We start from the raw sequence: 12,481 nt of genomic DNA, 5'->3' as shown, positions 1-12,481 counted from the left end.
GATGTCATGGCCGCGCCGGGCGCCGACGTCGCACGCGTCGGCAGGATCGCCCGCACCCGAACGGCAGCCGGCAACTCAAGCCTGGCGGACGGCCGATGTGCCGGTATGCCGAGGGCGCCGAGCCCAGCGGTGACCGGGGGCGGGGCGTGGGCGGAAGCCGGTTCGCGGCAGTGCCGGCCGGCAGGAAGGCGGCGGTGAAGGCCACATGGCCCGTCCGGAGTTGAACCCGCGGCTGCTGCCGGGCTCTCGGTGCGCGAGGCCCGGAACACCAACGGCACCGCGGCCGGGGGGACATGGCGCGCGGGGTCCCCCAATGCCGAGCTGGTTGGTACGTCAAAATAGTTCTATCGCGAACCTTCTCCCGGCCTCCCACCGTCCGAATGTCACACGCAGCGACGAGACGGTTGCAGTTGCCACGGGTGTGACCAATAACGGACCGCTAATTTCCGTTTCGGCTCGCTCTCCTGGCGGCCGATCAGTAGCCTCTGGTCAACACTGACCATGAACATGGCCGGACCGCCGTGGCGACTTGTTGGAGACATCGATGGAGCGTCCCGCCTGGGCACCGCAAGGCATAGACATTTCGGTGCCGAGCGTGTCCCGAATGTATGACTTCTATCTGGGCGGCTCGCACAATTTCGAGGTGGACCGGGAAGCGGCCCGCAAGGCCATGGAGTTCATGCCGGGACTTCCCAAGATCATGCAGGCGAACCGCGCCTTTATGCGCCGGGCGGTGCGCTTCGCACTCGGTGAGGGGATCTCCCAGTTCCTGGACATCGGTTCCGGGATACCGACCTTCGGAAATGTCCACGAGGTCGCTCAGGGGATCGACCCGGAGGCCCGGGTGGCGTACGTCGACCACGATCCCGTCGCGGTCGCACACAGCCAGGCCGTACTCGAGGGCAATTCCGGAGCGGTGATCGCCACCGCCGATCTGCGCCGGCCGCAGGAGATCCGGGACAATCCGGAGATCTCCAAACTCCTCGACTTCGACCGGCCGGTGGCACTGTTGCTCGTCGCCGTACTCCATTTCATCGAGGACTCCGACGACCCGCACACGGCTGTCGCGGAACTGCGCGACATTCTGGCCCCCGGCAGCCTCATCATCATCACCCACGCCTCGTACGAGGGCGTCCCGCTGACGCAGGAAGAGGCGGGCGGCGCGGTCGGGGTGTACAAGAACATCCGAAACCCGCTGGTCATGCGCGCGCGCGATGAGGTCGGCCGGTTCTTCGACGGGTACGAGATGGTCGAGCCCGGCCTGGTGCCCATGCCCCACTGGCACCCCGACACCCCCGTCGTGCAGGCCAACGAAGACCCATATGCCTTTTCGGGCTTCGCAGGAGTGGGACGCAAGGCGTGAGCATTCCCGCCCAGTCGTCCGGAGCACCGGACGCGGAGCCCGACGGCCCCGAGGACCGGCTCCGGCGATTCGCCACGATCTGGAGCCGGGCCATCTTCCCGTCGACGGCCACCTCCTTGACCCGGCCGGAGTTCGAACAGCATCTGCTCCCGCTGGCCCGCATGCTCAGTGACACCCTGCACGCCCGCCCCTTCGACGCCGCATCGGCGACCGGAGTGGGCGCCGCGCTCGTCGCGGCGCACTGCACGGACCCGGACGCGCTCAGCTCCACGCTCGGCGTCGTCGACTCCTACCTCGTCCTCTACTGCGGAAGCAACGGACCGGTGGCACTGGCGACCGAGGACAGCCGCTCCCGCTGTGCCCGGATCCAGCACGCCGTCGCGGGCGGGTTCTCCCAGGCGCTGCGCGAGCGGACCCTCGCCGAGCAGGAGGCCATCGCCCGCTCCGCGCTCTCCGCGCGCTCCCACGCCGAACAGGCGCTGCACGCGACCGAGGCGCGGTTCCGGGCCGTCTTCAAGGACGCCGCCATCGGCATCGGGATCGCCGACCTCGACGGCAATGTGCTGGAGGTCAACGACACCCTCACCCGGATGTTCGGCGGGCTCGAACACCATGTGCGCAGCCACCGCGTCAACGAGTGGGTCCACCCCGAGGACTCCCCGAAAATCTGGGCGTACTACAACGAGCTGGTGAGCGGAGAGCGCGAGCACTACCGGGTCGAGAAGGCGTTCTACCGCAACGACGGAACTGTCCTGTGGACCAATCTGACGGTGTCGCTGCTGCGCGACTCCGAGGGCCGGCCGGAGTACCAGCTGGCGTTGTTGGAGGACACCACCGAACGCAGGCTGCTCAATCTGCGCCTGCGGTACGAGGCTACGCACGACGCGCTCACCGGCCTGCCGAACCGGACACTGTTTTTCGAGCGTCTCGAGAAAGCGCTCTCGGGCGGTGAAGGCAGCCGTTTCGGCCTCTGCTATCTGGATCTGGACGGCTTCAAGGCGATCAACGACAGCCTGGGCCATGCCTCGGGCGACCGGCTGCTCGTCGAGGTCGCGGACCGGCTGCAGAGCTGTGCTACCGCGCCGGGCGAGATGGTGGCGCGGCTGGGCGGCGACGAGTTCGTGGCCCTGACCACCGGGCCCGACACGGCGTCGGAGGTCGACGAGCTCGCCTGCCGGATTCTCGGGGTGCTCGCCACTCCGATCCGGCTGGACGGGCGTGAGCTGACCGTCCGGGGGTCCATCGGGATCGTCGAGGGCCCGGCCGGTGAACGCAGCGCCGCCGAGGTGCTGCGCAGCGCCGACATCACGATGTACCGGGCCAAGTCCGCCGGCGGCAACCGCTTCGAGCTGGCCGACGCCGAGGCGGACGCCCGTGCCATCACCCGGCACGGCCTGACCACGGCGCTGCCGGCCGCGCTGGAGCGCGGCGAGTTCTTCATCGAGTACCAGCCGCTGGTGCACCTCGGGGACGGCTCGGTGCACGGGGCGGAGGCGCTGGTGCGCTGGTGTCACCCGCAGCACGGAGTGCTGGGTCCCGACCGGTTCATCGCGCTCGCCGAGCACACCGGGCTGATCGTGCCGCTCGGCCGCTGGGTGCTGGAGGAGTCGGTACGGCAGGCCAACTACTGGCAGGAACGGCACACGGACGGGGGCCCGCTGCGGATCAACGTCAACCTTTCGCCCGCCCAGCTGCACCATCCGCGCCTGGTCAGCGAGACCGTCGATGTGCTGGAGCGGTCGGGGCTGGAGCCGGCGGCACTGTGTCTTGAGGTCACCGAGTCGGCGCTCATCGGCGCCGATGACGATCTGCTGAAGCCGCTGCGTCAACTGGCCGACATGGGCGTCGGCATAGCGCTCGACGACTTCGGCACGGGGTACTCGAACCTGGCGAATCTGCGACGGCTGCCGGTGAGCGTGCTGAAGCTGGACCGTTCCTTCACCCAGGGGATGCAGCACCATCCGGCCGATCCGGTGGACCTGAAGATCGTCGAGGGGATCGTGTCGCTCGCGCACAGCCTCGACCTGGCGGTGACGGTGGAGGGCGTGGAGACGGGGGCCCAGGCGGAGCAGTTGCGGGAGCTGGGCTGCGACACGGCCCAGGGCTGGTACTACGCGCGGCCGGGGGCCCCGGACCGGATCCACGCGCTGCTGCTGGCCGACGCGGTGTGAGCCTGTCCTCAAGCGCCGGACGGGCTTGATCTCTCGGCCCGTCCGGCGTCCGCCCGGCTCGCCAGCAGCACTCGCTGCAATTCGCGTGCCGCCCGCGGCGGAGCCACGTCGCTGCGGTGCGCCAGCGCGATGGTGCGACGGAGCCCCGGCTTGGCCAGCGGCGTCGTTCGCAGGTCGTGGCCCGCCCGGGTGGCCACCATGCTCGGCACCACGGCGATGCCGAGACCGGCCCGTACGAAGCCGAGCACCGCGTCCATCTCGCCACCCTCCACGGTGAACGAGGGCTCGAAGCCCTCGGCCCGGCAGGCGGCCACCGTCAGCTCCCGCAGGTCGTAACCGTGCCGGAACATCACCAGCGGCTCGCCCTGCAGATCCGCGATCCGCACGCTGCCGCCCCGGCCGGGCCGTGGCCCGTCCGCCGCCGAGACCACCACCAGGTCCTCCTGGAGCAGCTCGACGGTGGTCAGGGCCGGGGAGGCCGCGGGAAGCGGAAGCACCACCAGGGCCAGATCCAGGGCGCCGCGCGCCAGCTCCCGTACCAGGTCGTGCGAACCGCCCTCCTCCAGCAGCAGCTGGATGCCGGGGTGCAGATCGTGGAAGGCGCGCAGCACGTCGGGCAGCAGCCCCGTGCAGACGCTGGGCGTCGCACCGAGCCGGACCCGGCCCCGGCGCAGCTGGGCCAGCTCCTGGACCTCGTGCCGGGCGGTGTCCGCGTCGGCCAGGATGCGCCGGGCCAGCGGCAGCAGCGCCTCGCCCGCGTCGGTCAGTGTGATGTTTCCGCGGGCGCGGCTGAACAGCTCGGCCCCCAGCTCGGTCTCCAGTGCCCTGATCTGCTGCGAGAGGGAGGGCTGTGACACATGTACGTTCTCGGCGGCGCGGGTGAAGTGCCGGGCCTCGGCAACGGCCACGAAATACATGAGCTGCTGGAACTGCATACACTCACCGTAGCTCGTCCGATAGTCGATGCCTATGGATATCAGCCACTCCATGTCTTGGACTGATCGGGTCCTTCGGCTCTAGCGTCGTGTCCATGGCATTGGCAACACGGACGGACCGACGGCCGTCCATGACGCGTACGCTCTGGGACTCGTCCGTCGGCAAGAAGACGATCATGGCCGTGAGCGGCCTGATCATGCTCCTCTACCTGGTCGTCCATATGGTCGGCAACCTGAAGATCTTCTTCGGACCGGGCGAGTTCAACGGCTACGCGCACTGGCTGCGCGTGATGGGCGAGCCGTTCCTGCACCACGAGTGGGCGCTGTGGATCGTCCGGCTGGTGCTCGTCGCCGCCGTGGTGCTGCACGCCGTCTCCGCGTACCAGCTCAGCCGCCGCGACCTCAGGGCTCGGCCCAGCAAGTACGTGCACAGGAAGCCGCGCGCCAGTTATGCCACCAACACCATGCGCTACGGCGGCATCATCCTCGCGCTGTTCATCGTCTGGCACATCCTGGACCTGACGACCGGCACCGTGCACTCCGGTGGCTTCCAGTCCGGACACCCGTACCAGAACGTCATCGACACCTTCTCGACCTGGTACGGCAACGTCATCTACATCGTCGCCATGCTCGCCATGGGGCTGCACGTCCAGCACGGGTTCTGGAGCGCGGCGCAGACCCTCGGCGTCGGCCGCCCGACCCGCGAGCGTGCCCTGAAGACCATCGCCAATGTGCTCGCGGCTGTGCTGACGGTGGGCTTCATCTCCGTACCCGTCGCCGTCATGACCGGAGTGGTGAGCTGACATGAACGACTACACGCACTACGTGACCGGCGAGCCCCTCGCCGACACCCGCGCTCCCGGGGGCCCCGTCGCCGAACGCTGGGACACCCGCCGCTTCGAGGCCAAACTGGTCAACCCGGCCAACCGTCGCAAGCACACCGTCATCGTCGTCGGCACCGGCCTGGCCGGCGGCTCCGCCGGCGCCACGCTGGCCGAACAGGGCTACCACGTCGTCCAGTTCTGCTTCCAGGACTCGCCCCGCCGGGCCCACTCGGTCGCCGCCCAGGGCGGCATCAACGCGGCGAAGAACTACCGCAACGACGGTGACTCGGTCCACCGGCTCTTCTACGACACCGTCAAGGGGGGCGACTTCCGCGCCCGCGAGTCCAACGTGCACCGGCTCGCCCAGATCTCCGTGGAGATCATCGACCAGTGCGTGGCCCAGGGCGTCCCCTTCGCCCGCGAGTACGGCGGCCTCCTCGACAACCGTTCCTTCGGCGGCGTCCAGGTCTCCCGGACCTTCTACGCCCGCGGTCAGACGGGGCAGCAGCTGCTCCTGGGTGCCTACCAGGCGCTGTCCCGGCAGATCGCCGCGGGCAACGTCGAACTGCACCCCCGTACCGAGATGCTCGACCTGGTCGTCGTCGACGGAAAGGCCCGCGGCATCGTCGCCCGCGACCTGGTCACGGGCCGGATCGACACCTACTTCGCCGACGCGGTCGTGCTGGCCAGCGGCGGCTACGGCAACGTCTTCTACCTGTCGACCAACGCCATGAACTCCAACGCCACCGCCATCTGGCGCGCCCACCGGCGCGGCGCGTACTTCGCCAACCCCTGCTTCACCCAGATCCACCCCACCTGCATCCCGCGCACCGGCGAGCACCAGTCCAAGCTGACGCTGATGAGTGAGTCGCTGCGCAACGACGGCCGCATCTGGGTGCCGAAGGCCCAGGGGGACACCCGCCCCGCGAACGAGATCCCCGAGGACGAGCGCGACTACTACCTGGAACGCATCTACCCCGCGTTCGGAAACCTGGTGCCCCGCGACATCGCCTCCCGCGCCGCGAAGAACGTCTGCGACGAGGGCCGCGGTGTCGGTCCCGGCGGGCAGGGCGTCTACCTCGACTTCGCCGAGGCGATCCAGCGGATGGGCCGCGCGAAGGTCGAGGAGAAGTACGGCAACCTCTTCGACATGTACGCGCAGATCACCGCGGAGAACCCGTACGAGACACCGATGCGGATCTACCCCGCCGTGCACTACACGATGGGCGGACTCTGGGTCGACTACGACCTCCAGACCACGATCCCCGGCCTGTTCGCGATCGGCGAGGCCAACTTCTCCGACCACGGGGCCAACCGGCTCGGCGCCTCCGCGCTGATGCAGGGACTCGCCGACGGCTACTTCGTCCTGCCGTCGACGATCAACGACTACCTGGCCCGCAACCCGCACCACGAGGCGGTCGACGCCTCGCACCCCGAGGTGCAGGAGGCCGTCGCCGAGACCGAGGACCGGCTGAATCTGCTGCTGGCCGTCGACGGCGACCGGACCCCCGACTCCTTCCACCGGGAGATCGGCGAACTCATGTGGGAGTACTGCGGCATGGCCCGCACCGAGGAGGGGCTGCGCAAGGCGCTCGACCGGCTCCCGCAGATCCGCGAGGAGTTCTGGCGCCGCATCAAGGTCCCCGGCACCGGGGAGGAGTTCAACCAGTCGCTGGAGAAGGCCAACCGCATCGTCGACTACCTGGAGCTCGCCGAGCTGATGTGTCTCGACGCCCTGCACCGGGCGGAGTCCTGCGGGGGCCACTTCCGCGAGGAGTCGCAGACCCCGGACGGCGAGGCCGCCCGGCGCGACGAGGAGTTCTCCTACGCCGCGGCCTGGGAGTTCAGCGCCACCGGCGACGCTCCCGTCCTGCACAAGGAAGACCTCGTCTTCGAGTACGTCCACCCCACTCAGCGGAGCTACGCATGAAGCTCACCCTGCGCGTCTGGCGCCAGAAGAACGCCGACGCCCCCGGCGCCATGTCCACCTACCGGGTGGAGGGCATCTCGCAGGACATGTCGTTCCTGGAGATGCTCGACACCCTCAACGAGGAGCTCATCCTCGCCGGCGACGACCCCGTCGCCTTCGACCACGACTGCCGCGAGGGCATCTGCGGTGCGTGCAGCCTGGTCATCAACGGCGACGCCCACGGCCCGGAGCGCACCACCACGTGCCAGCTCCACATGCGGTCCTTCGAGGACGGCGACACCATCGACATCGAGCCCTGGCGGGCCTCGGCCTTCCCGGTCGTCAAGGACCTGGTCGTGGACCGCTCCGCCTTCGACCGGATCATCCAGGCCGGCGGCTACATCTCCGCCCCGACCGGCACGGCGCCGGACGCGCACGCCACCCCCGTGCCCAAGCCCGATGCCGACTTCGCGTTCGAGCACGCCGAGTGCATCGGCTGCGGAGCCTGCGTGGCGGCCTGCCCCAACGGCTCGGCGATGCTGTTCACCTCGGCGAAGGTCAACCACCTGAACGTCCTGCCGCAGGGCGCCCCCGAGCGCGAGACCAGGGTCCTGGACATGGTGGGGCAGATGGACAGCGAGGGCTTCGGCGGCTGCACCCTCACGGGGGAGTGCGCCACGGCCTGCCCGAAGGGCATCCCGCTGCCGTCGATCTCCGCGATGAACAAGGAGTGGCTGCGGGCGACCCGCAAGGTCCACCGCTGAGCCGGCCGGAGAGCCCCGGGACCCGGAGGCCGCCCGCCTCCGGGTCCCGGGACTCAGCTGTACCGGCGGGTCAGGACGTTACGGAGAGATCGTCACCGTAGACCGTGCCCTGTCCGTACCAGCCGTGCAGATAGACCGTCACCGCACCGCTGGAGCCGGTGGTGAAGGCCACCGACTGCTTGGCGTAACCGCTGGACGAGCCCCAGGTGTTCGCCGAGGCGCCGCCGCGGACACCGAGGTAGCCGTAGCTGCCCTGCACCCAACCGCTGAGCGTGTACTTGGTGTTGGGGGACAGGGTGAGCGTCTGCGTGCACTCGCCCGTCTGCGACGCGGTGGCCGCGGCGGCAAGCGCGTGCGTGCCGCCGTGCACCGGGGTGGAGACGACCGAGCCACCGGACTCACAGGTCCAGGGACCGAGCGAACCCGTCTCGAAGTCGCCGTTCACCAGCGATCCGGTGCCGCCCCCGGGACCGGAGACGGTCAGCGTGAAGGTCGCCGCGTGGCTGAGCGTGCCCGCCGCCCCGGTCACATTGACCTTGTACGTGCCGGGCGCCGCCGACGCCGAGGCGGTGATCTTCAGCGTCGACGTCCCGCCCGCGGTGACCGACGTCGGGCTGAGCGTGGCCGTCACACCGGCCGGCGCCCCGCTCGTCGTCAGCGCGATGGTCTTGGCGCTGCCGGAGGTGACCGCGGTGCTCACGGTCGCCGTGGCCGACCCGCCGGGGGCGACCGTCGCCGAACCGGGTGCCACGGCCACCGAGTAGTCGTCCGTCACCGGGCCGGTGCCGCCGGTGGTGAAGGGCGCGAAGGTGTGGCTGAAGTACCAGGTGTCCTGCGCGATCCCGGAGCAGGTGTCGCTGCCCCCGGTGCCGGGGCAGCCGCCGTTGTCGCGCTGCAGCGCCCAGAACGACAGGGTGCTGACGCCCTTGGAGACGGCCCAGTTGTAGACGGCGGTGGCGTCGGCCGTGGTGAAGGTCTCGGCCGGGCCGTAGTCGTCGATGCCCGGCATCTCGATGATGCCGGTCATGCCCCACAGCTGCGCGTCGGTCTTCGACGGGTAGAGCTTGGCCAGCTGGCCCTTCAGACCGGTGATCGAGGTCTGGGTGTCCTGCGCCATGTTGTGCGAGGCACCGTCGTAGTAGTCGAACGTCATGAGGTTCACGACATCGACCTGGGCGCCGTTGGCCACCGCGTTCTTGAGCACCGCGAGCCCGCTGGAGGCGAGACCGCTGGTCGTGGTGGGCAGGGTGTACGAGATCTGCACCGAGCGGCCGTTGGCGGCTGCCCAGTCCTGCACCTTCTTGATCGCCTTGTTGCGGCGGTCGATTCCGGCGCTGTTCTCCAGCGAGTTGTCCTCGATGTCCATGTCGAGACGGGACACGTCGTAGGTCGTGATGACCTTCTCGTACGCCGCGGCGATGGAGTCGACGCTCGTGCAGCTGTCGGCGATCTCGGTGCCGCCGTTGTCGGCCGCGTACCCGCCGAACGACGGAATCACATCGCCGCCGCGCGACCGGATGGTCGTGAAGTCGGCGCCGAACTCGGACTGGGCGATGGGCGTACTCGAATCGCCGTTCCAGTACGGGGTACAGGAACCGCGGGCCTCGGTCTGGACGAAGGCCATGGTCAGATACTTCGCACCGGACGCCTGCGAGAGCGCGGCCGGGCTGTCTCCGTTGTACGCCTCGAAGTACGGGGCGAAGACATGCGCGGGCAGGGGAGTGGCGGCGGTTGCGGCGGCCTGTGCGCCGGCGCCTGATCCGAGGACCAGGCCTGCGGACGCGACGGCCGTGGCCAACGCGCTCAGGACGGCGGCGACTGTTCTTGGACGTCTCATGGGGTAGCTCCCAGCGGAGTGAGACAACGGGCGGATCGCACGGCTCTGCCGCGCCCGGTGAGAGGCGCGGCCCGTTCCTGTGAATCCCGGCCGGGAGGTCACGTACCGCACGGCGAGAAGGGGTCGTGAGGCATGCCCATAATTGGTCTGGACCAACTAACTGTCAACGTTCTTTACTGTTTCATTCCTCTTTGCTTGCCCGAACCGGCAACCTGCCGGGCAAATAGGGGAGTTGGGGAGAAAGGAACGGTCAGCCGAGGTGGAGGGACGCCCGGAGGTACGCCGCCGTCCGGCTGCCCTCCGCCCGAGCCACGTCCGCGGGCGGTCCCGTCGCCACGATCCGGCCGCCCAGGTCGCCGCCGCCCGGCCCGAGGTCGATCACCCAGTCGGCGCCCGCGACCACGGCCATGTCGTGCTCGACGACCACCACGCTGCTGCCCGCGTCGACCAGCCCGTGCAACTGCCGCATCAGCACTTCGACATCGGCCGGATGCAGTCCCGTCGTCGGCTCGTCGAGCAGATAGAGGGTGTGCCCCCGGCGGGCGCGCTGGAGCTCCGCGGCCAGCTTGATCCGCTGTGCCTCACCGCCGGACAGCTCCGTCGCCGGCTGCCCGAGCCGCAGATAGCCGAGCCCCACGTCGAGCAGGGTGCGCAGACTGCGTCCGGCGGCCGGCGTGCCGGCGAAAAAGCCGGCCGCCGACTCCACGGTGAGATCCAGCACCTGGGCGATGTTCAGCCCGTTCAGGGTGACTTCGAGCGTCTCCGGGTTGTACCGCGCGCCGTGGCAGTCCGGGCAGGGCGCGTACGTACTGGGCAGGAAGAGCAGCTCCACGGAGACGAACCCCTCACCCTGGCAGGTCTCGCATCGCCCGCCCGCCACGTTGAAGGAGAACCGCCCGGCCCGGTAGCCGCGCTCAACTGCCGTACCGGTAGCGGCGAACAGCTTGCGCACGACGTCGAAGAGCCCGGTGTACGTGGCCAGGTTGGAACGCGGAGTGCGGCCGATGGGCTTCTGGTCGACCTGCACGAGGCGGTCCACCGCCTCCAGCCCCTCGGCCCAGGCGCACCCGGCCGCGGGCCGCTCCTGCGGCTGCTCCGCCTCGGCCGGGGGCCTCCGGTCGGCCAGGGCGTCCGCCAGGACCTGCCCCACCAGCGTCGACTTGCCCGAGCCCGAGACCCCCGTGACGGCGGTGAACACCCCGAGCGGGAAGGCGGCGTCCACACCTCGCACGTTGTGCCGCTCCACACCGTGCAGCCGCAGCCACCCGGAGGGTGCGCGTACCTCGCGCACCGGAACGGGCGCGTCGTCGAAGAGGAAGCGCCGCGTCGCCGACTCCTCGACCTCGGCGAGCCCGGCCGGCGGACCGCTGTGCAGCACCCGCCCGCCGTGCTCACCGGCCAGCGGCCCCACATCGACCAGCCAGTCGGCCTGCCGCACCACATCCATCTGGTGCTCCACGACGAAGACCGTGTTCCCGGCCTCCTTCAGCCGGCCGAGCACCGCGAGCAGCGACTCGGTGTCCGCCGGGTGCAGACCGGCGGACGGTTCGTCCAGGACGTAGACGACGCCGAACAGCCCCGAACGCAACTGTGTTGCCAGCCGCAGCCGTTGCAGCTCGCCGGAGGAGAGCGTCGGAGCCGTGCGGTCCAGGCTGAGGTAGCCGAGACCCAGTTCGGTGACCGGCTCGATCCGGGCCAGCAGATCGGCCGTCAGCACCCGGGCGGTGTCGTCGCCGCCGGCCGTTGCCAGCACCTCGGCGAGCCCGGTCAGCGGGAGCCCCGCCAGCTCCGCGATCGTACGGCCGGCGAAGGAGACGGCCATCGCCTCCGGCCGCAGCCGGCCGCCGTCGCAGACCGGGCACGGCTCACTGGTCAAAAAGCGCTCGGCCTTCGCCCGCAGGGCGCGGCTCCTGGAGTCGGCGAACGTGTGCATCACATAGCGACGCGCACTCATGTACGTACCCTGGTAAGGCCGTTGGATCCGGCCCGCATCGCGCACGGGATGGACGGTCACCACCGGCTGCTCGTCGGTGAACAGGATCCACTCCCGGTCGGCCCGGTCGAGCTCACGCCACGGCCGGTCGACGTCGTGGCCCAGGGCGTCCAGCACATCCCGCAGGTTCTTGCCCTGCCACGCCCCCGGCCAGGCGGCGATCGCGCCGTCCCGGATCGACAGCGAGGGATCGGGGACCAGCAACTCCTCGGTGGTGCGGTGGACCCGGCCGAGCCCGTGGCACCGCGGACAGGCCCCCGCGGCGGTGTTCGGCGAGAACGCGTCGGAGTCCAGGCGCTCGGCGCCCTCCGGATACGTCCCGGCCCGGGAGAACAGCATCCGCAGGGAGTTGGACAGCGTGGTCACCGTCCCCACGGACGACCGGGCGCCCGGCGCCGACCTGCGCTGCTCCAGCGAGACGGCCGGCGGCAGCCCGGTGATCTCACCCACCGCGGGTGCGCCGACCTGATGGATCAGCCGCCGGGCGTACGGGGCGACGGACTCGAAATAGCGACGCTGGGCCTCCGCGTAGATCGTCCCGAAGGCGAGCGAGGACTTTCCGGAGCCGGAGACACCGGTGAAGACGGTGAGGGTGTCGCGCGGGATGTCGACCCGGACGTCCCTGAGGTTGTGCTCGCGGGCGCCGCGGACCCTGACGTACGGATCGTGGGGGGTGGGCATGGGG

8 protein-coding genes are annotated in these 12,481 nt (G+C 70.0%); 5 read left to right on the top strand and 3 right to left on the bottom strand.

Features of this window, described 5'->3' with window-relative positions; translation table 11 throughout:
• The first annotated feature begins 544 nt into the window (after positions 1-544).
• Both J1C73_RS17495 and J1C73_RS17490 read left to right on the top strand, forming a co-directional pair.
• The gene (locus J1C73_RS17495) at positions 545-1,363 is read left to right on the top strand and encodes an SAM-dependent methyltransferase (RefSeq protein ID WP_207317206.1); all 819 of its coding nucleotides are present in this window, start codon (positions 545-547) and stop codon (positions 1,361-1,363) included.
• Positions 1,360-3,534 (top strand): putative bifunctional diguanylate cyclase/phosphodiesterase, encoded by a 2,175-nt coding sequence (locus tag J1C73_RS17490; protein WP_207317205.1) that lies wholly within the window; start codon positions 1,360-1,362, stop codon positions 3,532-3,534. Before J1C73_RS17495 ends, J1C73_RS17490 begins: the two co-directional genes overlap by 4 nt.
• A gap of 8 nt (positions 3,535-3,542) precedes the next feature.
• Here the strand turns inward: J1C73_RS17490 and J1C73_RS17485 are convergent, their stop codons facing one another.
• The gene (locus J1C73_RS17485; RefSeq protein ID WP_207317204.1) at positions 3,543-4,469 is read right to left on the bottom strand and encodes a LysR family transcriptional regulator; all 927 of its coding nucleotides are present in this window, start codon (positions 4,467-4,469) and stop codon (positions 3,543-3,545) included.
• A gap of 95 nt (positions 4,470-4,564) precedes the next feature.
• On the opposite strand from J1C73_RS17485, the gene J1C73_RS17480 reads away from it, so the two are divergent.
• From J1C73_RS17480 to J1C73_RS17470, 3 genes are read left to right on the top strand one after another with little or no spacing between them, the layout of a single operon-like run.
• Positions 4,565-5,272, top strand: a complete 708-nt coding sequence (locus tag J1C73_RS17480) for a succinate dehydrogenase (protein WP_207317203.1) — start codon at positions 4,565-4,567, stop codon at positions 5,270-5,272.
• A gap of 1 nt (position 5,273) precedes the next feature.
• Positions 5,274-7,223: a fumarate reductase/succinate dehydrogenase flavoprotein subunit gene (locus tag J1C73_RS17475; protein ID WP_207317202.1), complete on the top strand. Its 1,950-nt coding sequence runs from the start codon at positions 5,274-5,276 to the stop codon at positions 7,221-7,223.
• Complete coding sequence (locus J1C73_RS17470; RefSeq protein WP_123464940.1) at positions 7,220-7,966, top strand: succinate dehydrogenase/fumarate reductase iron-sulfur subunit; 747 nt, start codon at positions 7,220-7,222, stop codon at positions 7,964-7,966. The genes J1C73_RS17475 and J1C73_RS17470 overlap by 4 nt, the downstream gene beginning before the upstream one ends.
• Before the next feature lie 70 nt (positions 7,967-8,036).
• On the opposite strand, the gene J1C73_RS17465 is transcribed toward J1C73_RS17470, so the two are convergent.
• Together J1C73_RS17465 and J1C73_RS17460 are read right to left on the bottom strand one after the other, a co-directional pair.
• Positions 8,037-9,803, bottom strand: a complete 1,767-nt coding sequence (locus J1C73_RS17465; protein WP_242644312.1) for a glycosyl hydrolase family 18 protein — start codon at positions 9,801-9,803, stop codon at positions 8,037-8,039.
• A gap of 250 nt (positions 9,804-10,053) precedes the next feature.
• Positions 10,054-12,477, bottom strand: a complete 2,424-nt coding sequence (locus J1C73_RS17460; protein WP_207317207.1) for an excinuclease ABC subunit UvrA — start codon at positions 12,475-12,477, stop codon at positions 10,054-10,056.
• Between the last annotated feature and the right edge of the window lie 4 nt (positions 12,478-12,481).

Origin of the sequence: Streptomyces laculatispora (genome assembly GCF_017353455.1) — a bacterium.
Classification (GTDB): domain Bacteria; phylum Actinomycetota; class Actinomycetes; order Streptomycetales; family Streptomycetaceae; genus Streptomyces; species Streptomyces laculatispora.
This window is presented reverse-complemented; position numbering and strand designations above follow the sequence as displayed.